Source organism: Modestobacter sp. SSW1-42, from assembly GCF_046635825.1.
Classification (GTDB): Bacteria; Actinomycetota; Actinomycetes; order Mycobacteriales; family Geodermatophilaceae; genus Modestobacter.
Genome location: NZ_JBISCA010000002.1, coordinates 442414 through 464122, shown reverse-complemented (window position 1 = coordinate 464122; position 21709 = coordinate 442414). Strand labels below are relative to the sequence as shown.

General features: G+C 74.9%; 21 protein-coding genes. 17 read left to right on the top strand and 4 right to left on the bottom strand.

The window, feature by feature from the left end:
• Nucleotides 1-97 precede the first annotated feature (97 nt).
• The 7 genes from sucC to ACGBYP_RS07370 all read left to right on the top strand — a co-directional run bounded on the left by sucC (nucleotide 98) and on the right by ACGBYP_RS07370 (nucleotide 7094).
• Nucleotides 98-1258: an ADP-forming succinate--CoA ligase subunit beta gene (gene sucC, locus ACGBYP_RS07400; RefSeq protein ID WP_411582627.1), complete on the top strand. Its 1161-nt coding sequence runs from the start codon at nucleotides 98-100 to the stop codon at nucleotides 1256-1258.
• A gap of 28 nt (nucleotides 1259-1286) precedes the next feature.
• Nucleotides 1287-2165 carry a succinate--CoA ligase subunit alpha gene (gene sucD / locus ACGBYP_RS07395; RefSeq protein WP_411582626.1) on the top strand — a complete coding sequence of 293 codons (879 nt, stop codon included), beginning with the start codon at nucleotides 1287-1289 and terminating at the stop codon, nucleotides 2163-2165.
• 125 nt (nucleotides 2166-2290) lie between these two features.
• The gene (locus tag ACGBYP_RS07390) at nucleotides 2291-2812 is read left to right on the top strand and encodes a hypothetical protein (RefSeq protein WP_411582625.1); all 522 of its coding nucleotides are present in this window, start codon (nucleotides 2291-2293) and stop codon (nucleotides 2810-2812) included.
• Nucleotides 2813-2867: 55 nt separating this feature from the next.
• Complete coding sequence (locus ACGBYP_RS07385; protein ID WP_411582624.1) at nucleotides 2868-4061, top strand: DUF6350 family protein; 1194 nt, start codon at nucleotides 2868-2870, stop codon at nucleotides 4059-4061.
• 153 nt (nucleotides 4062-4214) lie between these two features.
• Nucleotides 4215-4853 (top strand): phosphoribosylglycinamide formyltransferase, encoded by a 639-nt coding sequence (purN, locus tag ACGBYP_RS07380; protein ID WP_411582623.1) that lies wholly within the window; start codon nucleotides 4215-4217, stop codon nucleotides 4851-4853.
• On the top strand, nucleotides 4850-6400 hold the full coding sequence (gene purH / locus ACGBYP_RS07375) for a bifunctional phosphoribosylaminoimidazolecarboxamide formyltransferase/IMP cyclohydrolase (protein WP_411582622.1): 1551 nt from the start codon (nucleotides 4850-4852) through the stop codon (nucleotides 6398-6400). Before purN ends, purH begins: the two co-directional genes overlap by 4 nt.
• Nucleotides 6401-6473: 73 nt before the next feature.
• Nucleotides 6474-7094, top strand: coding sequence for a pentapeptide repeat-containing protein (locus ACGBYP_RS07370; RefSeq protein WP_411582621.1), 621 nt, complete (start codon nucleotides 6474-6476; stop codon nucleotides 7092-7094).
• Between the two features lie 90 nt (nucleotides 7095-7184).
• Here ACGBYP_RS07370 and ACGBYP_RS07365 read toward each other — a convergent pair whose 3' ends face one another.
• Nucleotides 7185-7415, bottom strand: coding sequence for a hypothetical protein (locus ACGBYP_RS07365; RefSeq protein WP_411582620.1), 231 nt, complete (start codon nucleotides 7413-7415; stop codon nucleotides 7185-7187).
• A 596-nt stretch (nucleotides 7416-8011) separates the two neighbouring features.
• On the opposite strand from ACGBYP_RS07365, the gene ACGBYP_RS07360 reads away from it, so the two are divergent.
• The 4 genes from ACGBYP_RS07360 to ACGBYP_RS07345 all read left to right on the top strand — a co-directional run bounded on the left by ACGBYP_RS07360 (nucleotide 8012) and on the right by ACGBYP_RS07345 (nucleotide 11505).
• Nucleotides 8012-8881: a bifunctional methylenetetrahydrofolate dehydrogenase/methenyltetrahydrofolate cyclohydrolase gene (locus tag ACGBYP_RS07360; protein ID WP_411582619.1), complete on the top strand. Its 870-nt coding sequence runs from the start codon at nucleotides 8012-8014 to the stop codon at nucleotides 8879-8881.
• Entirely contained in the window at nucleotides 8878-9207 is a 330-nt protein-coding gene (locus ACGBYP_RS07355; RefSeq protein ID WP_411582618.1) for a DUF3017 domain-containing protein, read from the top strand. The genes ACGBYP_RS07360 and ACGBYP_RS07355 overlap by 4 nt, the downstream gene beginning before the upstream one ends.
• A 47-nt stretch (nucleotides 9208-9254) precedes the next feature.
• Nucleotides 9255-10208, top strand: coding sequence for a malate dehydrogenase (mdh, locus tag ACGBYP_RS07350; protein WP_411582617.1), 954 nt, complete (start codon nucleotides 9255-9257; stop codon nucleotides 10206-10208).
• Between the two features lie 82 nt (nucleotides 10209-10290).
• Nucleotides 10291-11505 carry an NADP-dependent isocitrate dehydrogenase gene (locus tag ACGBYP_RS07345; RefSeq protein ID WP_411582616.1) on the top strand — a complete coding sequence of 405 codons (1215 nt, stop codon included), beginning with the start codon at nucleotides 10291-10293 and terminating at the stop codon, nucleotides 11503-11505.
• A gap of 93 nt (nucleotides 11506-11598) precedes the next feature.
• Here the strand turns inward: ACGBYP_RS07345 and ACGBYP_RS07340 are convergent, their stop codons facing one another.
• Complete coding sequence (locus ACGBYP_RS07340) at nucleotides 11599-12402, bottom strand: CAP domain-containing protein (RefSeq protein WP_411582615.1); 804 nt, start codon at nucleotides 12400-12402, stop codon at nucleotides 11599-11601.
• Nucleotides 12403-12600: 198 nt separating this feature from the next.
• Here ACGBYP_RS07340 and ACGBYP_RS07335 point away from each other — a divergent pair, with 198 nt between their 5' ends.
• Nucleotides 12601-13926, top strand: coding sequence for a hemolysin family protein (locus tag ACGBYP_RS07335; protein WP_411582614.1), 1326 nt, complete (start codon nucleotides 12601-12603; stop codon nucleotides 13924-13926).
• 69 nt (nucleotides 13927-13995) lie between these two features.
• Here ACGBYP_RS07335 and galE read toward each other — a convergent pair whose 3' ends face one another.
• Nucleotides 13996-14949 (bottom strand): UDP-glucose 4-epimerase GalE, encoded by a 954-nt coding sequence (galE, locus tag ACGBYP_RS07330; protein ID WP_411582613.1) that lies wholly within the window; start codon nucleotides 14947-14949, stop codon nucleotides 13996-13998.
• Nucleotides 14950-15010: 61 nt separating this feature from the next.
• On the opposite strand from galE, the gene hisC reads away from it, so the two are divergent.
• Genes hisC through ACGBYP_RS07310 form a run of 4 tightly spaced genes read left to right on the top strand, consistent with a single transcriptional unit; the run spans nucleotide 15011 to nucleotide 18922 of the window.
• The gene (hisC, locus tag ACGBYP_RS07325; RefSeq protein ID WP_411582612.1) at nucleotides 15011-16135 is read left to right on the top strand and encodes a histidinol-phosphate transaminase; all 1125 of its coding nucleotides are present in this window, start codon (nucleotides 15011-15013) and stop codon (nucleotides 16133-16135) included.
• 27 nt (nucleotides 16136-16162) lie between these two features.
• On the top strand, nucleotides 16163-17191 hold the full coding sequence (gene trpS, locus ACGBYP_RS07320) for a tryptophan--tRNA ligase (protein WP_411582611.1): 1029 nt from the start codon (nucleotides 16163-16165) through the stop codon (nucleotides 17189-17191).
• Complete coding sequence (locus ACGBYP_RS07315; RefSeq protein WP_411582610.1) at nucleotides 17188-17778, top strand: 2'-5' RNA ligase family protein; 591 nt, start codon at nucleotides 17188-17190, stop codon at nucleotides 17776-17778. Before trpS ends, ACGBYP_RS07315 begins: the two co-directional genes overlap by 4 nt.
• Before the next feature lie 49 nt (nucleotides 17779-17827).
• The gene (locus ACGBYP_RS07310; protein WP_411582609.1) at nucleotides 17828-18922 is read left to right on the top strand and encodes a YihY/virulence factor BrkB family protein; all 1095 of its coding nucleotides are present in this window, start codon (nucleotides 17828-17830) and stop codon (nucleotides 18920-18922) included.
• Here the strand turns inward: ACGBYP_RS07310 and ACGBYP_RS07305 are convergent.
• Entirely contained in the window at nucleotides 18873-20183 is a 1311-nt protein-coding gene (locus tag ACGBYP_RS07305; protein WP_411582608.1) for a D-alanyl-D-alanine carboxypeptidase family protein, read from the bottom strand. The two genes, ACGBYP_RS07310 and ACGBYP_RS07305, sit on opposite strands and share 50 nt — an antisense overlap.
• A gap of 304 nt (nucleotides 20184-20487) precedes the next feature.
• Here ACGBYP_RS07305 and ACGBYP_RS07300 point away from each other — a divergent pair, with 304 nt between their 5' ends.
• Nucleotides 20488-21570 carry a BMP family lipoprotein gene (locus tag ACGBYP_RS07300; protein ID WP_411582607.1) on the top strand — a complete coding sequence of 361 codons (1083 nt, stop codon included), beginning with the start codon at nucleotides 20488-20490 and terminating at the stop codon, nucleotides 21568-21570.
• Nucleotides 21571-21709: the final 139 nt, after the last annotated feature.

Here is a 21709-nt window from a genome sequence, read left to right as displayed (position 1 = left end):
CCACCGCGCGTGCCCGTCACCCGTGGGAGCGAGCACACGCCCCCGCGGGCGGAGGCCGTGGCGCGGCCGGACGGCGGGCGGGCTACGGTGCCTGTTCGTGGATCTCTTCGAGTACCAGGCCCGTGACCTGTTGGCCGCCCACGGGGTGCCCGTGCTGCCCGGCGGCGTAGCCGAGACACCCGAGCAGGCGGAGGCGATCGCGCGCGAGATCTCCGCGCCGGTCGTGGTGAAGGCCCAGGTGAAGGTGGGGGGCCGCGGCAAGGCCGGCGGCGTCAAGCTGGCCGACGACCCCGAGACCGCCCGGGCCCGCGCCGAGGACATCCTCGGGCTGGACATCAAGGGCCACGTGACCCGCAAGGTCATGGTCGCCCAGGCCAGCGACATCGCCGAGGAGTACTACTTCTCCTACCTCCTCGACCGCTCCAACCGCACCTTCCTGGCGATGGCCAGCAAGGAGGGCGGCATGGAGATCGAGCAGCTCGCCGTCGAGCGCCCCGAGGCGCTGGCCCGCATCCCGGTCGACGCCAGCGTCGGGGTCGACGCCCAGAAGGCCGCCGAGATCGTCGACGCCGCCGGGTTCCCCGCCGAGGTCCGCGACCAGGTGATCGCCATCGCCGTCCAGCTGTGGGACGTCTTCACCAAGGAGGACGCCACGCTGGTCGAGATCAACCCGCTGGCCAAGGCGCCCGACGGCACGGTGCTGGCCCTCGACGCCAAGATCACCCTCGACGAGAACGCCGGCTTCCGGCACGCCGAGCACGCCGCGCTCGAGGACGCCGCCGCAGCCGACCCGCTCGAGGCCGCGGCCAAGGAGAAGGACCTCAACTACGTCAAGCTGCAGGGCCAGGTCGGGATCATCGGCAACGGTGCGGGCCTGGTCATGAGCACCCTGGACGTCGTCGCGTACGCCGGTGAGGAGTTCGGCGGCGTCCGCCCGGCCAACTTCCTCGACATCGGTGGTGGCGCCTCGGCCGAGGTCATGGCCAACGGCCTGGGCATCATCCTGTCCGACGCCGACGTCAAGAGCGTCTTCGTCAACGTCTTCGGCGGCATCACCGCCTGCGACGAGGTCGCCAAGGGCATCGTGGCCGCGCTCGGCCAGCTCGGCGACGAGGCCACCAAGCCGCTGGTCGTGCGCCTGGACGGCAACAACGTGGAGGAGGGCCGGCGGATCCTCGCCGAGGCCGCCCACCCGCTGGTGACCGTGGTCGACACCATGGACGGCGCTGCCCGCCGCGCCGCCGAACTCGCCGCCTGACCGCCACAGCTGAGACAGGACAACTGAGATGTCGATCTTCCTCACCGAGAACAGCAAGGTCATCGTCCAGGGCATCACCGGTTCCGAGGGGCGCAAGCACACCGCGCGCATGCTCGCCTCCGGCACCGCCGTGGTCGGTGGCGTCAACCCGAGCAAGGCCGGCCAGACCGTGGACTTCGACGGCACGTCCGTCCCGGTCTACGGCTCGGTCGCCGAGGCGATGAAGGAGACCGGGGCCGACGTCACCGTCGTCTTCGTGCCGCCGAAGTTCGCCAAGGACGCCGTCATCGAGGCCGTGGACGCCCACATCGGGCTCGCCGTGGTCATCACCGAGGGCATCCCGGTGCACGACTCGACCTACTTCTGGGCCCACGCCCAGGGCGGCGCCACCCGGATCATCGGCCCGAACTGCCCCGGGCTGATCAGCCCCGGGCGCTCCAACGCCGGCATCATCCCGGCGAACATCACCCAGGCCGGCAAGATCGGGCTGGTCAGCAAGTCCGGCACGCTGACCTACCAGATGATGTACGAGCTGCGCGACATCGGCTTCTCCACCGCCGTCGGCATCGGCGGCGACCCGGTCATCGGGACGACGCACATCGACTGCCTCCAGGCCTTCCAGGACGACCCGGAGACCGAGGCCATCGTGATGATCGGCGAGATCGGCGGCGACGCCGAGGAGCGGGCGGCCGACTTCATCAAGGCCAACGTCACCAAGCCCGTCGTCGGCTACGTCGCCGGCTTCACCGCCCCCGAGGGCAAGACGATGGGCCACGCCGGCGCCATCGTCTCCGGCTCGGCCGGCACCGCCGCCGCCAAGCAGGAGGCCCTCGAGGCCGCCGGCGTGCGCGTGGGCAAGACCCCCTCGGAGGCCGCGCGCCTCATGCGGGAGATCGTCGGCGCCTGACGGACCCCCGTGCAGGCCTGACCGCCGCTGCCCGGCATCCTCCGCGGAGGGTGCCGGGCAGCGTCGTCCCCGGGGTCGGGCGCGGGAGACTGGGCGGGGAACCGCCAGCGGAGGAGGAGCGCCCGATGACGTCCACGGCACCCGAGCCGGCCCCGGTCGACACCGGGCCGGACGACGTCCCCGCGCGCCGCCGCCGGGTGAGCCCGGGGCGCGTGCACCTGGCCGACGTCCTCGTGGCGGCCGGCACGGTGCTCTTCGGGCTCCTCCTCGCGGCCCTGTGGTTCCGCAGGGACCCCTTCGACCTCGGCTCCGGCCACCGGGTCGAGGCCGCCACCGCCGACGGCCTGGACTCCGGCCTGCTCGTCACCGCGCTCGTGCTGCTCGTGGCGGCGAGCGCCTGGTCGCTGCTGCCGGCGGTCGCCGACGCGCCCACGCCGTTCCCGCGGGCCCTGGTCACCACCGCGCTCACGTCGCTGGCGCTGCTGCTCACCCTGGTCGAGTGGGTGACCACCCTCGACATCGGCGTCAGCGTGCCCGGGCTGCTGGCCCTGCTCACCGCCGCGGCCGTGGCCGCCGTCGCGGTGCGGCAGTTGGTCCCGCAGGCGCGCGCGTGGGTCGCCGCCGGGCGCACCCCGGACGTGACGTGAGCCGCCCCGGCGCGTGCACCGCCGCGCGGACGACGGACCTTGGGACAGTGGGGGCGTGACGTCGCTGCTCTCCCGGCTGCCTCCGCTCGGGCCCGGGAACGGGGAGCCGCGGGGCTCGACCACCGCGTGGCTGGCCGCCGCGGCCGCCCTGGCCGTCCAGGTGCTGGGCCTGCTCGGGCTCGGCCTGGCGCTCGTCGTCGTGCAGACCCTCGACCCCGACGGCGGCCTGCCCGTGGGCTCGTCGGCGCGGCTGGCCACCCAGCTGTGGCTGCTCGCCCAGGGCGCCCAGCTGGACCTCCCCTCCGGTCCGCTGCGGGTGGCGCCGCTGATGCTGACGCTGGTCGTCGCCTGGGGGCTGAACCGGGCCGCCGGCTCGGTCGTGACCGTGCGCGCGGTGCAGACGACGGGTGGGGCGGCGACGGTGCTCGGTGTGGTCGTCGGCGTCCACGTCGCCGCGACCGCCGGGCTCGCGCTGCTGGCCGACGCCCCGGCCGCGTCCCTCGGCCTGCTCCGGCCGGTGCTGGGCGCCCTGCTGCTGGCCCTGGTGGCCGGTGGGATCGGCGTGCTGCGCGACTCCGGACTCAGCGCCGTGGTGGCCGACCGGTTCCCCGGCCCCGGCCGGGCGCTGTGGCAGGCCGTCGTGGCCGGCACCCTGGCGCTCGCCGCCTGCTGCACCGCCGTGGTCACCGTCGCGCTCGTCGACGACATCGCCGGGGTGGCGCGGCTGACCACCGGTCTCGGCGGGGCCAGCGCCGGCGCCGCCGGCCAGGTCGGGCTCAGCGTCCTGCTGCTGCCCAACGCGACCGCCGCGGTGATGGGGCTGGCCGCCGGACCGGGCTTCGTGGTGGGCGCGGGGACGCTGGTCTCCGCCGGCGGGGTGAGCCTGGCCGCCGTGCCGGCGCTCCCGCTGATGGCCGCCCTGCCCGACACCCAGGCCGTGCCGCTGCTGGCCTTCCTCGCCCAGGCGCTGCCGGCCCTTGCCGGGCTCGTCACCGGGGTCGTGCTCGGCCGTCGGCTCGGCGACGAGGACGGCGGCAGCATCACCGCCGGGCTGTGGGGCGTGGTGGCCGGGGTCGGGGTCGGCGTCGTCAGCGGGCTGGTGGTGCTCGTGGCCGGCGGCCGGCTGGGCGACGGTGCCCTGGCCGAGGTCGGCGCCCCGGCGCTGGCCACCGGGCTCGCGATCGCGGCGCAGGCCGGCATCGCCGCGGCGCTGGCCGCACCGGTCAGCCGCTGGCGCTCCCGCGGCTGAGGCGCCGACCCGCGAGCCCCTGCCCCAGGGCCCGTCCCGACGCCGGAACGGGCACCGAACGCACACCGCCGCCCACGCCGGGCGGGGCGGCGCGCGGGGCCGGCCCACGGCGGGTCGGGGAGCGCCCGGTCCACCCGGCTAGGGTTGGCCACCGTGCCCGCCGTTGCGCCCGCCGCACCGCGGTCCCGGGTGGTCGTCCTCCTCTCCGGGGCCGGCACCCTCTGCGCCGCGCTGCTGGCCGCCACCGACGACGCCGGCTACCCGGCCGAGGTCGTCGCGGTCGGTGCGGACCGCCCCGACGCCGCCGGGCTGGCCGCTGCCCGCGACCGCGGCATCGACACCTTCGTGACGCCGCTGCGCGCTCACCCCGACCGGGCGTCCTGGGACCGTGCGCTGGCCGCCGAGCTCACCACCCGGCGTCCGGACTGGGTGGTGTGCGCGGGGTTCATGAAGCTGCTCGGCCCCGCCGTCCTCTCCGCCCTCGGCGGCCGGGTGGTCAACACGCACCCGGCGCTGCTGCCGTCGTTCCCCGGTGCGCACGCCGTCCGGGACGCCCTGGCCGCCGGCGTGGACACGACCGGTGCCACCGTCCACCTCGTCGACGCCGGTCTGGACACCGGCCCGGTGCTCGCCCAGCGCGCCGTGCCCGTCCTCCCCGGGGACGACGAGGCGCGGCTGCACGAACGGATCAAGACCGTGGAGCGCGAGCTCCTGGTGCACACCCTGGCCGACCTGGTGACCCGGGCGCAGGCCGGACCGACCCCCGACAGACCTCAGGAGAGCACCCGATGAGCGACCGCACCCCCGTCCGCCGCGCACTGCTCGGGGTCTACGACAAGACCGGCGTCGAGGAGCTCGCCCGCGGGCTCGTCGCGGCCGGTGTCGAGCTCGTGAGCACCGGCGCCACCGCCGCCCGCATCGCCGACGCCGGCCTGCCGGTCACCCCGGTCGAGCAGGTCACCGGCTTCCCCGAGACCCTCGACGGGCGGGTCAAGACGCTGCACCCGGCCGTGCACGCCGGCATCCTGGCCGACCGCCGCAAGCCCGAGCACGTCGCGCAGCTCGACGCGCTGGGCATCGCCGCCTTCGACCTGGTCGTGGTGAACCTCTACCCGTTCAGCGACACGGTGGCCTCCGGCGCCACCCCCGACGAGTGCATCGAGCAGATCGACATCGGCGGCCCGGCGATGGTGCGCGCGGCGGCCAAGAACCACCCGTCGGTCGCGGTCGTCGTCGACCCGGGCCGCTACGACGAGGTGGTCGAGGCCGTCGGCGCCGGTGGCTTCACCCTCGCCCAGCGCCAGGGGCTGGCGGCCGAGGCGTTCCGGCACACCGCGGCCTACGACGTCGCCGTCGCCTCGTGGATGGGCAACGTCCTCTCCCCGGACGACGAGAGCGGCTTCCCGGCGTGGGTGGGCGGCAGCTGGGAGCGCGCCGACGTCCTGCGGTACGGGGAGAACCCGCACCAGGGCGCGGCGCTGTACCGCAGCGGCCAGCCGGGGCTCGCCGACGCCGAGCAGTTGCACGGCAAGCAGATGTCCTACAACAACTACGTCGACACCGACGCCGCCTGGCGGGCCGCGCACGACCACGCCGACCCGTGCGTGGCGATCATCAAGCACGCCAACCCGTGCGGCATCGCCGTCGGCGCCGACATCGCCGCCGCGCACCGCAAGGCGCACGCCTGCGACCCGGTCTCGGCCTTCGGTGGGGTCATCGCCGCCAACCGCGAGGTCGACCTGACCCTGGCCGAGCAGATCGCCGAGGTGTTCACCGAGGTCGTCGTCGCGCCGTCCTTCACCGAGGACGCGCTGGGCGTGCTGACCCAGAAGAAGAACGTCCGGCTGCTGCGCATGCCCGAGGCGCCGCGGCTGTCGGTCGAGCTGCGGCCGGTCAGCGGTGGGCTGCTGCTGCAGACCGCCGACCGGATCGACGCCCCCGGCGACGACCCGACCAGCTGGACCCTGGCCACCGGCACCCCGCTGGACGCCGCCGGGCTCGACGACCTGGTCTTCGCCTGGCGGTCCGTGCGCGCGGTGAAGAGCAACGCGATCCTGCTGGCCAGCGACAAGGCCACCGTGGGCGTCGGCATGGGCCAGGTGAACCGGGTCGACTCCGCCCGGCTCGCGGTCACCCGGGCCGGTGAGCGGGCGGCCGGGTCGGTCGCCGCCTCCGATGCGTTCTTCCCCTTCCCCGACGGCCTGCAGGTGCTGCTCGACGCCGGCGTGAAGGCCGTCGTCCAGCCGGGCGGGTCGGTGCGCGACCCGGAGGTGGTCGCCGCGGCCGAGGCCGCCGGCGTGACGCTGTACCTGACCGGCACCCGCCACTTCGCCCACTGAACGAAGGACCCTGCTGCCCCCCACGCCTCGCAGGCTCGGCGCGGGCCCCCGCAGCAGGGCCGGAAGGGCCCACATGAGGAGAACTGTCGAGCCGCCCGAGCCGGGGTCGGTCTGGGAGGACGAGGACCTGGCCCGGGTCGACTGGGACTCAGCCGTCCTCGAGCGCGTCACGTTCGTCGACTGCCGGTTCGACGACGCCCAGCTGGCCGAGCTGGTGACCCGGCGGTGCGTGTTCGAGCGGTGCGTGCTGACCGGGGTCGCGATGTCGGGCTCCCGGCACGAGGGGACGGCGTTCCTCTCGTGCCGGTTCGACCGGGCGAAGCTGTTCGACGTCTCCTGGACCGGCTGCAAGCTCACCGGCTCGCAGTTCCCCGGGGCGACGATGCGGCCGATGACGACCGTCGAGTCCGACTGGTCCTACGCCTCGCTGCGCGGCGCGGACCTGTCCGGCGTCGACTTCTCCGGGCAGAAGCTCACCGAGGCCGACCTCACCGACGCCGACCTGCGCGAGGCCGACCTCACCCGGGCCGACCTCCGGCACGCCCGCGTGCAGACCACCCTGCTGCGTGGTGCCGACCTGCGCGGCGCCGACACCGACGGCATCAACTGGCGGGCGCTCGACCTGACCGGCGTCCGGCTCGACATGGGCCAGGCCGTGCAGTTCACCGCCGCCCACGGCGCCCTCGTCGACTGAGCCGCCGGCGCCCGTGAGGTGCGGCCGCCCCGCCGACCGTCGGGCCGGGTCGGGCAGCGGCTGGACGGTCGGCAGCGCGGCTGTGCCCCGTCAGCGGCGGCGGGAGAGCGGGCGGGTCATCAGCGCCTTGAGCGCGCCCAGGAAGCCGAGCGCGCCGGTGGCGGCGGTGAACCAGGCGCCCACGGCCCAGCCTGCGACGTCCCAGTTCGCGTCGGCCAGCGGCACCAGCACGCCGGCCGCCACGACCAGCGTGACCAGCAGCGCCAGCGCGCCGAGGAGACGGTGGGTCTTCGCCGGCACGAACAGCAGCAGCCCGAGCACGAAGAGTGCCCCCCCCGCCGAGGACCACGGCCGGTGCCTGCCAGCTGGCCCGGTCGACCAGCTCGCGGGGGTCGGTGCGCAGGTCGTCGAGGCCGGTGCGCACCAGGTCCAGGCCGGTGGCGCCGCCGTCCACCCAGACCACAAGCAGGCTCACCCCGGCCGCGATGCCGGCCAGCAGGAGCAGCAGGCCGGCGACGTCGTCGGCCCGGCGCACGACCACGGGCGCGTCGCGGTACTCCGGCCGGGTCGCCGTCGCGTCGTCGCCGGGCAGGACGGCGGGGAGGGAGAAGCCGGGGTCGGTGTCCTGCCGGGCCAGCGGGGTGGGCTCGTCGTCGTGCCGGCGGGCGAGGAAGCCGGCCGGCGCCGGCTGCTGCGGCGGCGGGCCGACCGGCTCGGGCTGCGCGTGGGTCACCGTCTCGGTGGGCTGCTCGGCCGGCGGCTGACCCGGCAGCGGGGTGGCGGGGGACGCCGTGCTGCCGGAGCGTCCGTCGGGCTGGCTCATCACACGCTCCTCCCGCGCGCAGGCATGCGGACCCGTGCGGCTGTCGGTGCCGCCGAGCCTAGGTCGGCGACCCCCGTCGGGCAGACTGCAACACGTGGCAGCGACGACTCTCGACGGCAAGGCGACCGCAGCGACGATCCGGGGCGAGCTCACCGAGCGGGTGGCCGCCCTCGCCGCGATGGGACGGCGTCCGGGGCTGGGCACGCTGCTCGTCGGCGACGACCCGGGCAGCCGCTGGTACGTCAACGCCAAGCACTCCGACTGCGCGCAGGTGGGCATCGCCAGCATCCAGCGCGAGCTGCCCGCCACGGCGAGCCTGGAGGAGGTCCTGGCCGTCGTCGACGAGCTCAACGCCGACCCGGCCTGTACCGGCTACATCGTCCAGCTGCCGCTGCCGAAGGGCATCGACGAGAGCGCCGTCCTGGAGCGGATCGACCCGGCCAAGGACGCCGATGGGCTGCACCCGGTCAGCCTGGGCCGGCTGGTGCTCGGGGTCCCCGGCGCGCTGCCGTGCACCCCGGTCGGCATCGTCGAGCTGCTGCGCCGGTACGACGTCCCGCTGGCCGGCGCGGAGGTCGTCGTCGTCGGCCGGGGCATCACCGTGGGGCGCCCGCTGGGCCTGCTGCTCACCCGGCGCACCGAGAACGCCACCGTGACCCTCTGCCACACCGGCACCCGCGACCTGGCCGCGCACACCCGTACCGCCGACGTCGTCGTCGCCGCGGCCGGGGTGCCCGGCCTCATCACCGCCGACATGGTCAAGCCCGGCGCCGCGGTCCTCGACGTCGGCGTCAGCCGGGTCGACGGGAAGATCGCCGGGGACGTCGCCGCCGACGTGCGCGAGGTCGCCGGCCACGTGGCCCCCAACCCCGGCGGCGTCGGCCCGATGACCCGGGCGATGCTGCTGGCCAACGTCGTCCTGGCCGCGGAGCAGGCGGTCGCGGCCGAGGCCCTGTCGGCATGACCCGGCCCCGGCCCGCGACCCGCCCCGGTGCGCGGCCGCCGCTGTACCTGCGGCGCCCGCTGCTGGCCGGGTTCCTGCGGCAGTGGCCGCTGCTGAGCTGCATCGTCGTGGTCGGGGCCGGGCTGCTGCTGGTGGCCGCCGAGCGGTGGCGGCTGGGCCTGGCGCTGATGGGGCTGGCGCTGGTGCTGGCCGGGGCCCTGCGGCTGCTGCTGCCGGTCCGCCGGATCGGGTTCCTCGCCGTCCGCAGCCGGCCGGTCGACATCGCCCTGATGCTCGGCGCCGGCGCCGTCCTGGTCGTCAGCGTGCTGACCATCCCGCGCACCTGACCGGGCCGCATGGCCACGCGGCGGTGCCCCGGGCTAGGTTGGCGGGCATGGCGGATGGGGCCCGGAACGGCAAGGTGACCGTCGTCGGCGCCGGTTTCTACGGCTCGACGACCGCGCTGCGGCTGGCCGAGTACGACGTGTTCGAGACCGTGGTGCTCACCGACGTCGTCGAGGGCCGCCCCGAGGGCCTGGCGCTGGACATCAACCAGTCGCGCGCCATCGAGGGCTTCGGCACCCGGGTCGTGGGCGTGGGCGGCGGCTCCTACGCCGGCACCGAGGGCTCCGACGTCGTGGTCATCACCGCGGGCCTGCCCCGCAAGCCCGGCATGAGCCGGATGGACCTCCTCGAGACCAACGCCGGCATCGTGCGCTCCGTCGCCGAGAACGTCGCCCGCACCTCGCCCGACGCGGTGGTCATCGTGGTCTCCAACCCGCTGGACGAGATGACGGCGCTGGCCCAGCTGGCCACCGGCTTCCCGCGCGCCCGGGTGATGGGCCAGGCCGGGATGCTCGACACCGCACGGTTCACCAACAACGTGGCCGAGGAGCTCGGCGTCCCGGTCGCCTCGGTGCGCACCCTGACGCTGGGCTCGCACGGCGACACGATGGTCCCCGTCCCCTCGCGCTGCACCGTCGACGGCGCCCCGCTGGCCGACGTGCTCACCCCCGACCGGATCGCCCACCTCGTGGAGCGCACCCGCAACGGCGGCGCCGAGGTGGTCGCGCTGCTGAAGACCGGGTCGGCCTACTTCGCGCCCTCGGCCGCCGCTGCCCGCATGGCGCGCGCGGTCATCGAGGACTCCGGTGCGGTCATGCCGGTGTGCGCGTGGGTCGACGGCGAGTACGGGATCTCCGGGGTCTACCTGGGGGTCGAGGCCGAGATCGGCCGTGAGGGTGTCCGGAGGGTCGTCGAGGGCGACCTGTCCGACAGTGAGCTGGCAGGCCTGCGCGAGGCGGCGGACGCCGTCCGCTCCAAGCAGGCCGACGTAGCCGACCTCTGAAGAAGGACCCCGCTGCCCCCCACCGCTCGCACGCGCGCGGCGGGGCCCGGCAGCGGGGCCACGAGAACAAAGGGAGAACCGCGTGAGCAAGATCAAGGTCGAGGGCAAGGTCGTCGAGCTCGACGGCGACGAGATGACCCGGATCATCTGGCAGTTCATCAAGGACCAGCTGATCCTCCCGTACCTCGACGTCGACCTGGAGTACTACGACCTGGGGATGGAGAACCGGGACGCCACCGACGACCAGGTCACCATCGACGCCGCCAACGCGATCAAGAAGCACGGCGTGGGCGTCAAGTGCGCCACCATCACCCCGGACGAGGCGCGGGTCGAGGAGTTCGGCCTGAAGAAGATGTGGCGCTCCCCGAACGGGACGATCCGCAACATCCTCGGCGGCGTCATCTTCCGCGAGCCGATCATCATGCAGAACGTCCCGCGCCTGGTGCCGGGCTGGACCAAGCCGATCATCATCGGCCGCCACGCCTACGGCGACCAGTACCGGGCCACCGACTTCACGTTCCCCTCCGCGGGCACGCTGAAGGTCGTCTTCACCCCCGAGGACGGCGGCGAGCCGATCGAGCGCGAGGTCTTCCAGGCCCCCGGCGCCGGCGTCTCGCTGTCGATGTACAACCTCGACGACTCGATCCGCGACTTCGCCCGCGCCTCGCTGAACTACGGGCTCAACCGCGGCTACCCGGTCTACCTCTCCACGAAGAACACGATCCTCAAGGCCTACGACGGCCGGTTCAAGGACATCTTCGAGGAGGTCTTCCAGGCCGAGTTCAAGGAGAAGTTCGACGCGGCCGGGATCACCTACGAGCACCGGCTCATCGACGACATGGTCGCCGCCTCCCTCAAGTGGGAGGGCGGGTACGTCTGGGCGTGCAAGAACTACGACGGTGACGTGCAGTCCGACACCGTGGCCCAGGGCTTCGGCTCGCTCGGCCTGATGACCTCCGTGCTGGCCACCCCGGACGGCAAGACCGTCGAGGCCGAGGCCGCCCACGGCACGGTCACCCGGCACTACCGCCAGCACCAGCAGGGCAAGGAGACCTCGACGAACCCGATCGCGTCGATCTTCGCCTGGACCCGGGGCCTGGCCCACCGCGGCGTGCTCGACGGCACCCCCGAGGTCACCCGTTTCGCGGAGACCCTCGAGCGGGTCTGCATCGAGACCGTCGAGGGCGGCCAGATGACCAAGGACCTCGCGCTGCTGATCAGCAAGGACGCCCCCTGGCTGACCACCCAGGACTTCCTGGCGGCCATCGACGCCAACCTGCAGAAGGCCATGGCCTGACGACAGCTGTCGTAGCGATGGCGTGAGAGCCGGCGACGGCGGACGGCCCCCTCGACCACCCGGTCGAGGGGGCCGTCCTGCGTCCGGGGCGGGTCAGACGCCGAACAGCTGGGTCCACCAGGGGCCGCCGGCGCCGGTGGCCAGTCCGAGGCCCATCGTGCGGTACGAGCAGTTCAGGACGTTCTGCCGGTGCCCGGGGCTGTCCAGCCACGCCCGCACCACCGCGTCGGCGTCGGCCTGACCGCGGGCGATGTTCTCCGCGCGGGCGTCGACCCCGGCCTGCGCGGCCCGGTCGAACGGGGACCGGCCGTCGGGGTCGGTGTGGGAGAAGTAGCCGCGGTCGCGCATGTCCGAGCTGTGCGCCCGGGCCACGCCCGCGAGTTCGCCGTCGGCGCCGACCGGACCGCACCCGGCCGCCGCGCGCGCGTCGTTGACCAGCGCCAGCACCTGGCCCTCGGGACCCGGCGCGGCCGGGGCGGGCGCCGGCGGCGGCGGGGGCGGGGGAGCCGGGGCCGGAGGCGGGGGAGGAGCGGGCGCCGGCGGCGGGGGAGGCGCGGGGGCGCGGCTCGTGCTCCGCGGCGCCGGGGTCGGGGTGGACGCCCGCGGGGTGGGAGGCGCGGGCGCGGTCGTGGCCGGCGCGGCCGAGGTGGAGGGCGGCGGCGCCACGGACGACGACGGCGCGGGCGACGGCACCGGGCCGGGGGTCGGGCTGGGCGTGGGGGTGGGCATCGGGACCACGGTCGAGGGCGTGCTCACCGACGCGGTCACGGCGGCGGGGCGGGGAGCCGCATCGCCCCGGCCGGTCAGCAGGACGCCCAGCGCGACGGCCACCAGGGCGAGGGCGACGAGCACGGGCAACCACACCCGCCGGGGCAGTGCGGTCAGCAGGGGGCGCACGCGCGTCGTCCTCACCTCGGGGCCGGTCGGTCCGGGGCGAGGCTAGGCGGCGTCCGGGCCCGGTGGTGGGAGGTCGGGGGAACACCCGGGCGGGTGGGCGCCGTTCGGCAGGGGAGAGCTGCGCGTCGGCGCAGCCACTACCGTGGACCGGCCGGGGACGTCTCCGGCGCACCCCACCTCTGGAGGAGCACGCCGCTCGTGAGCGACGTCTGGCTCAACATCGTCATGGTCTTCGCCTTCGTGCTGGTCGGCGGGGCCTTCTCCGGCGCCGAGATCGCCCTGGTGTCGCTGCGCGAGTCCCAGGTCCGCGCCCTGGCCGAGACCGGCCGGCGCGGGCAGGCGCTGGACAAGCTCCTCGGCGACCCGAACCAGTTCCTCGCCGCCGTCCAGGTCGGCGTCACGCTGGCCGGGTTCTTCTCCGCGGCGTTCGGCGCCAGCACGCTGTCGACGCCGCTGGCCGAGTTCCTGGTCGGCCGGGGCGTCGGTCCGGGCCTGGCCGACCCGCTGGCCTTCGTGCTGGTCACGATCGCGATCAGCTACCTGTCGCTGGTCGTCGGCGAGCTGACCCCCAAGCGGCTGGCGCTGCAGCGCGCCGAGGGGTTCTCGCTCATCGTGGCCGCCCCGCTCAACGCCATCGCCAAGCTGTTCCGCCCGATCATCTGGCTGCTCTCGCGCTCGACCGACCTGCTGGTCCGGCTGCTCGGCGGTGACCCCAAGGCCAGCGGCGAGTCGATCAGCCAGGAGGAGCTGCGCGACCTGGTCGCGGCCCACGAGTCGCTGTCCAGCGACGAGCGCCGGCTGATCGACGAGGTCTTCCGCGCCGGTGACCGGGAGGTGCGCGAGGTGATGACCCCGCGCACCGAGGTGCACTTCCTCGACGCGAGCACGACCGCCAGCCGCGCGGCCAAGCAGGTCGCGGACTCCAGCTGGTCGCGCTACCCGGTCGCCGGGCGCAACGAGGACGACGTGGTCGGCTTCGTGCACGTGCGCGACCTGTTCCTGCCCACCCACCCGGCCGGCCGCGCGGCGACCGTCGGTGACCTGGCGCGCGAGGTGAAGCGGCTGCCGGGCACCGCACCGGTGCTCACCGCCCTGTCGGGGATGCGGCGCGAGAACCAGCACTTCGCGATCGTGGTCGACGAGTACGGCGGGACCGACGGCATCGTCACCCTCGAGGACCTCATCGAGGAGGTCATCGGCGACATCTACGACGAGTACGACGAGGACGTCACGACCGACAGCGAGGAGCCGGCCGACGGCCCGCACGAGGTCGACGGCCTGCTCAACCTCGACGACTTCGCCGAGGCGACCGGGCTGCGGCTGCCCGAGGGGCCCTACGAGACGGTGGCCGGGTTCGTGCTGGCCCAGCTCGGCCGGCTGCCGCTCGTCGGGGACGTCGCGACCGTCGAGGGCCGCACGCTCACCGTGCTCGAGCTCGACGGGCGGCGGATCGCCCGGATCTCCGTCGGGGCCGCGCCGCAGCCGGCCGACGAGTCGACCGACAGCGAGGTCACCGCCGGCTGATCCCGCCGCCCGGGGGTCCGGGCGGCGGACCGCTGCCTCGCAGGGCCCCGACGCGCGAGGGGCCCGTCGTCAGCGGGACTGCGTGAACGACCAGGCGTCGGAGACGATCTCGGTCAGGTCGGTGTGCTCGGGCACCCATCCGAGGTCGGACTGGATCTTCGCCGAGCTGGCCACCAGGCGCGCGGGGTCGCCGGCCCGGCGGTCGCCCATGACCACCGGCAGCTCGTGCCCGGTGACCTCGCGGACGGCGTCGACCATCTCCTGCACGGAGAACCCGGTGCCGCTGCCCAGGTTGTAGATGCGGTGCTCACCGGCCGCCGGGGCCGGCAGCGCCAGCAGGTGCGCGGCCGCCAGGTCCTTGACGTGCACGTAGTCGCGGATGCAGGTGCCGTCGGGCGTCGGGTAGTCGGAGCCGTAGACGGTCAGCGCCTCGCGGGTGCCGGCGGCGACCTGCAGGGCGATCGGGATGAGGTGGGTCTCGGTGGCGTGCCGCTCGCCGACGCCGTAGGCCGCGCCGCCGACGTTGAAGTAGCGCAGGCTCACCGCGGCGAAGTCGTACGCGGTGGCGTAGGAGGTGAGCATCGCGTCGACGGCGAGCTTGCTGGCCCCGTAGGTGTTGGTGGGCCGGGTCGGGGCCGTCTCGAGGATCGGCACCTCCTCGGGCTCGCCGTAGGTGGCCGCGGTGGAGGAGAAGACGATCCGCCGGCAGTCGGCGGCCCGCATGGCCTCCAGCAGCGCCAGCGAGCCCCCGACGTTGTTCTGCCAGTACAGCTCCGGCGCGACCTGGCTCTCGCCGACGAGGCTCTTGGCCGCGAAGTGCAGCACCGCCTCGGGCCGGACGTCGGCCAGCACCGGCGCGGAGTCGTGCAGCGAGGCCTGCACCAGCCGGGCCCCGGCGGGGACGGCGTCCTCGTGCCCGGTGGACAGGTCGTCGAGGACGGTGACCTCGTGGCCGGACTCCAGCAGGGCAGCGGTGACTACGCTGCCGATGTACCCGGCTCCGCCGGTGACGAGAACGCGCATGGTGCGAGCCTAGACAGCACCCCGCCCGGGATGCGGCCACACCGCGCTCAGGAGGAGCCCCGTGGTCAGCGCACGTCCCGCCGTGGCCGCGATGCCGGCCTACCGGCCCGGCCGCAACGCCGCCGACCTCGCCCGTGAGATCGGCGTGCCGACGGCGGTGAAGCTGGCCAGCAACGAGCTGCCGTTCCCGCCGCTGCCGGCCGTCCTGGCCGCGATCGGCGCCACCGCCGCGGAGACCACCCGGTACCCCGACAACGGCGCCGCTGTGCTCACCCGCGCGCTGGCCGACCGCTACGACGTCGACCCCGGGCAGCTGGCCCTGGGCTGCGGCGCGGTGACGGTCTGCCAGCAGCTCACCCAGGCCTTCGTCGACCCCGGGACGGCGATCGCGTTCGGCTGGCGCTCGTTCGAGATGTACCCGCTGCTCGCGCAGGTCGCCGGCGGCCGCACCCAGCAGGTCCCGCTGGTCCCCGGCACCCCGGGCGGGCCGGCGGACACCTTCGACCTGCCCGCGCTGGCCGACGCCGTCGACGGGAGCACCCGGCTGGTGTTCGTCTGCAACCCGAACAACCCCACCGGGACGGCGGTGCGCCGTGCCGAGCTGGAGACCTTCCTCGACGCGGTCCCCGCCGAGACCCTGGTCGTCCTGGACGAGGCCTACCGCGAGTTCGTCACCGACCCCGACGTGCCCGACGGCGTCGAGCTCATGCGGGGGCGGCCCAACGTCGCCGTGCTGCGCACCTTCTCCAAGGCGTGGGGGCTGGCCGGGCTGCGGGTGGGCTACCTGCTGGCCGAGGACCCCGCGGTCGCCGACGCCGTCCGCCGCACGCTGGTGCCCTTCAGCGTCTCGTCGCTGGCGCAGGCCGCCGCCGTCGCCGCGCTGGCCAGCGAGGACGAGGTGCGTGAGCGCTGCGCCGCGGTCACCACCGAGCGTGCCCGGCTCACCGCGGCGCTGCGCGAGCGCGGCCTCGCCGTCGCCGACAGCCAGGCCAACTTCGTGTGGCTGCCGCTGGGCGAGCGCACCGCCGCGGTCGCCGCGGCCCTCGAGGCCCGCGCGGTGATCACCCGCCCGTTCCCCGGCGAGGGGCTGCGCGTGACCGTGGGCAGCCCCGCCGAGGACGACGTGTTCCTCGGCGCGCTGGACGACGTCCTGACCAGCGCCTCCGCCGGCCTCGCCGGAGCCTGACCGGTGGCTGCTGGGGCGCGTGGTTCGATGGAGGGCGTGCCTGCCCCCCGCGTGCTGTCCGGCATCCAGCCGACGGCTGACTCCTTCCACCTCGGCAACCTGCTCGGTGCGCTGCGGCAGTGGGTGGCGCTCCAGGACGACCACGACGCCTTCTACTGCGTGGTCGACCTGCACGCGATCACGGCGGAGCAGCCCGACCCCGCGGTCCTGCGGCAGCGCACGCTGGTGTCCGCCGCCCAGCTGCTCGCGCTGGGGGTCGACCCCGACCGCAGTGCGCTGTTCGTGCAGAGCCACGTGCCCGAGCACGCCCAGCTGGCCTGGGTGCTGCAGTGCCTCACCGGTTTCGGCGAGGCCAGCCGGATGACCCAGTTCAAGGACAAGAGCAGCCGGGAGGGCGCCGGGACGACGTCGGTCGGGCTGTTCACCTACCCGGTGCTCCAGGCCGCCGACATCCTGCTCTACCAGGCCGCCCGGGTGCCGGTGGGCGAGGACCAGCGCCAGCACCTGGAGCTGACCCGCGACCTGGCGACCCGCTTCAACGGCCGGTACGGCGACACCTTCGTCCTGCCGGAGGCCTACGTGCCCCCGGGCGCGGCCAAGGTCCTCGACCTGCAGTCGCCGGACAAGAAGATGAGCAAGAGCCTGCCGCCGGCGGGCTGCGTCAACCTGCTCGACGACCCGAAGGCGACCGCCAAGAAGATCCGCTCCGCGGTCACCGACACCGGTCGCGAGGTCGTCGCCGACCCGGTCGGGAAACCCGGCGTGACCAACCTGCTGACCATCCACTCGGCCCTGTCGGGGCTGAGCGTGGCCGAGCTGGAGGAGCACTTCGCCGGCGGCGGCTACGGCGACCTGAAGAAGGAGCTGGCGGAGGTGGTCACCGAGGCGCTCGCGCCGGTGCAGCAGCGCACCGCCGAGCTGATGGCCGACACCGCCGAGCTGGAGCGGGTGCTGGCCGCCGGCGCCGCGCGGGCCCGGGAGGTCGCCGCCCCCACGCTGGCCACCGTGTACGAGCGGGTCGGCTTCCTGCCACCGCTGGGCGGTGCCCTCCGGTGACCGGACGACCGCTGCGCGCGGACGACACCTTCGTGCACCGGCCGGGCACCGCGATCTCGGCCGGCACCTCGGTGCTGGGGGTGGTGGTGTCGCTGCCCGAGCCGCTGGCCCAGCTGATGGTCGAGTGGCGCGGCAAGTGCGGGGACCCGCAGGCCAGCCTCGTGCCGCCGCACGTCACGCTGCTGCCGCCGACCGAGGTCCCGATCGGCGAGCGCCCGGCGATCCGCATGCACCTGGAACAGGTGGCGGCGACGCACCCGCCCTTCGACATCCACCTCACCGGCACCGGCACCTTCCGGCCGGTGTCCGAGGTCGTCTTCCTCAACGTCGCCCGCGGCGGGGTCGACTGCGAGCTGCTGGCCGGGGCCGTGCGCTCCGGACCGCTGACCCGGTCGCTGAGCTTCCCGTACCACCCGCACGTCACCGTGGCCCACGACGTGCCCACCGAGATGCTCGACATGGCCGCCGAGGGCCTGGCCGACCTGCACGCCGAGTTCCGGGTCGAGGCGTTCACCGAGTTCGAGCAGCTCCCCGACGGGGCGTGGGCCGTGGCCGCCGAGTACCGCCTCACCGGCACCCCGCGCTGACCCTCCCGACGGCGCGCGCGGCTGCTCCGCACCGTCCAGACTCGACCCGGTGAGCAACCCGATCGGCCGCGGGGTGGGTGCGGCCCGGGCGCTGCTGCGGCGCCAGCGCGACCGCCGTCCGTGGCTGGACCACCTCGTGCACGCCGGTGGGCACTACAACCGCGCGCAGGGCGACGTCCTGGCCGCCGGCGTGACCTACTACGTCTTCCTGGCGCTCTTCCCGGTCGTGCTGCTGGTGGCCGCGATCGCGGGGTTCGTGCTGCGCGGCGACCCGCTGCTGGAGGACCAGCTGGTGCGCGGCATCCGGGACGCCGTGCCCGGGGACACCGGCCGCCAGCTCGCCGACCAGGTCAACGGGGCCGTCGACAGCGCCGGCACGTTCGGGGTCGTCGGCCTGGCCGGCTTCCTGCTCGTCGGGCTGGGCGCGATGGACAAGCTGCGGGTCGGCATGGACGTCGTCTGGCGCGGCCGCCCCGACCCGCCCGACTTCCTCGGCGACCGGGCCAAGGACCTCGGCGCGCTCCTCGGGCTCGGCGCGGCCGGCGCGCTGAGCATCGCGCTGACCACCGGCGCCACCGCGGCGTCGTCCCGGGTGCTGGACCTGCTGGGCCTCGACGAGCAGCCCGGCTCGTTCCTGCTCACCGGCGCGGTCGCGATCGGGCTCGCGCTGGTGGGGGACACCCTGGTCTTCCTGTGGGTGCTCAAGGGCGTGCCGGACAACCCGTTCGGCGTCCGGCAGCTGCTGCCCGGCGCCGTCTTCGGTGCGGTCGGCTTCGAGGTGCTCAAGCTGGTGGGCAACTGGTACCTGAGCGTCATCGGGCAGAACGTGACCGCCCAGACCCTCGGCAGCTTCGTCGGGCTGGTCGTGTGGATCAACGTGGTCGCCCGGTTCGCCTTCTTCACCGCCTCCTGGACGGCGACGATCCCGGCCATCGAGCACGCGCACACCCTCGTCCCGCACGGGCCGGCCGGGCCCACCCCGCTGCCGGAGGTGGCCCTGGTCGACGAGCGCGGCCCCGGCCCCGGCCCGGTCAGGGTGGCGCTGGGGCTTTTCGGCGCCGGCGCGGTGGCCGGTGCGGTCGGCAGCCGGCTGGTCAGCCGGCGGAGCGCCGCGGGCCGTCCCCGCGCGCCGGAGGACGCCTGACCGGACCACCGGTGGCCGGGGCCGGCCGCCGGGCGCGGCGACGCCCCACGAGCGTCGCGCCGACGACCAGCACCGCGCCGACGCCCAGGCCGATCGGCACCAGCGGGCTCTCCCCGGCCGTGGTGGCGCCCGGGGCGCCTGCCACCAGGGGAGCGGGCGGGGCCGCGGCCGCCGGGGTCGGCGTCGGGCTCGGGGTGGGGGACGGCGTCGGGCTCGGCGGCGGCGAGGTGAGCCGCGCGGCCTCGGCCGGGGCGACCAGCCGGCCCACCCCGCCGGCGGCCGCGGGGGTGGCGAAGCCCCAGTCCAGCAGCCGCTTCGCCTGCTCCAGTTCGTGCACCGGGCGGCGCTCGGCCTGCATCACGCTGACCACCAGCCGCCGGCCGTCGCGCTCCGCGGCGGCGACGAACGTGTGCCGGGCGGCGTCGGTGAACCCGGTCTTGCCGCCCAGCGTGCCGGGGTAGTCGACGAGCAGCGTGTCCTGGTTCTGGATCTGGTAGCCCTCGGCCCGCCCGGGGACGCCGGGGATGTCGGCGGTCGGGGTCCGCAGCACGTCGAGGGTGTAGGGGTCCTCGACCAGCCGCCGCATGATCAGCGCCAGGTCGTAGGGCGAGGAGGACTGCCCGGCGACGTCCAGCCCGGACGGCGTCCCGGCGACCGTGTCGAAGGCGCCGAGCTCCCGGGCCGTGGCGTTCATCGCGGCGAGCGTGGCCGGCACCCCGCCGGCCGTGCGGGCCAGTGCGTTGGCGGCGTCGTTGCCCGACTGCATGACCAGCGCCCGGAACAGCAGGTCGACCGGGTACTGCCCGCCGCGCACCAGGCCCACCCGGCTGCCCTCGACGGCCTCGTCCTCGGTGGTGCCCTCGACGACCCGGCCGCGGTCGAGGACCGGGGCGAGGGCGAGCAGCGTGAGCGTCTTGAGCGTGCTGGCGGGGTAGTAGCGGCCGTGCGGGTCGCGGGCGCCGAGCACCTGGCCGGTGCCCGCGTCGGCCACCAGCCAGCCGCGCGCGTCGATGCCCTCGGGCAGCGGCGGGGCGCCGGGCACGGTCACCAGGTCGCGGGTGCCCAGCGCGGCGCCGCCGACGGTGCTGCCGTCGGGGGCCGCCCCCTGCGGCGGCGGGCCGGCGAAGGGCGCCGTCGGCGTGGGGGCCGAGGGGTCGACCGCCAGGCCCTGGGCGGCGGCGGGGCCGGCGGGACCGAGCAGCACGGACCCGGCCACGAGCAGCACGGCGGCCGGCCGGCGCAGGGGCAGGGACAGGCGCATGACCGGACGCTAACCCGCCGCGGCCGTGCGGGCCCGGACGGACCGGTCCGCCCGCCGGATGTGGGCGCCGTCTCAGGATCGGCCGTCCGGTGTGTGGGGGGTGTTGCCCGTTGGCAACGATCGGGTCTCTATCCGTTCTCCGGGGGGTCACGTCGACCCGGGCCGCGGTTAGCGTGCCTGGGTCGCCGTCGCCAGGGCGCGCCGCTCGACCAGCGGTGACCGGACGGCGGAGGCCCTGCACGACACACCGCACCGGGGCGCGGCCGACGACCGTCGGGCGTGCCCTCTGAGAGAGGAGAGCGTCTTGCGCCGAGCGCGTGGGATGAAGGCCGCAGCACTGCTGCTGGCCGGTGGCATGGCCCTGTCGGCCTGTGCCAGTGACGAGACCAGCGGCGGCACCGCGAGCAGCGGCAGCGCCGGCGGCAGCCCCAGCGGCGCCGCCCTCAAGGTGGGCCTGGCCTACGACACCGGCGGCCGCGGCGACAACTCGTTCAACGACTCCGCCTACGCGGGCATGGAGAACGCGGTCAACGAGCTCGGCGGCGAGCTGCGCGACCTCACCCCCAACGAGGACGCCTCCAACCGGCCCGAGCTGCTCTCGCAGCTGGCCGAGCAGGGCTTCAACCCGGTCATCGCGGTCGGCTTCGCGTACGGCGACATCATCGGCGACATCGCCAACGAGTTCCCGGACACGACCTTCGCGATCGTCGACTCCAGCGGCCTGGGTCCCGACGGCCAGCCGCTGGGCGCCGGCAACGTGACCGGCTTGCAGTTCGCCTCCGAGCAGGGCTCGTTCCTCGCCGGCGTCGCCGCGGCCCTGAAGTCGACGGCCAACCACGTCGGCTTCGTCGGCGGCGTCGAGACCCCGCTGATCCAGACCTTCCAGGCCGGCTTCGCCGCCGGTGCCGAGGCCGCCAAGCCGGGCATCACCGTCGACGTCCAGTACATCTCCCCGGCCGGTGACTTCTCCGGGTTCGCCGACCCCGCGCGCGGCCAGATCGTGGCCCAGGGCATCTACGACGCCGGCGCCGACATCATCTACCACGCCGCCGGGGCCTCCGGTGGTGGCGTCTTCACCGCCGCCGCCGCCTCCGGCAAGCGCGCGATCGGTGTCGACTCCGACCAGTACGAGACCGTCGACGACCCGGCCCAGAAGGCCGTGATCATGACCTCGATGCTCAAGCGGGTCGACAACGCCGTCCAGGGCTTCATCACCGACTTCAGCGAGGGCTCGGTCACCGGCGGCAGCGACATCGTCAACGACCTCTCCACCGAGGGCGTCGGCCTGTCCTACACCGGTGGCTTCATCGACGACATCAAGAGCCAGATCGACGACTACGCCGGACAGATCACCTCCGGCGCGATCACGGTCCCCACGGCTCCCTGATCAGCTCGCGCTGATCGCTGCGGAGACGGCGGGTCGGGTGGCGGTACACGCCAGCCGGCCCGCCGTTTTCCGTGTGTACCGTCTGCGCGTCGGACGACGTCCGGTCCGCTCACGGCCGGAGGACGTCCCGCTCCCGTCC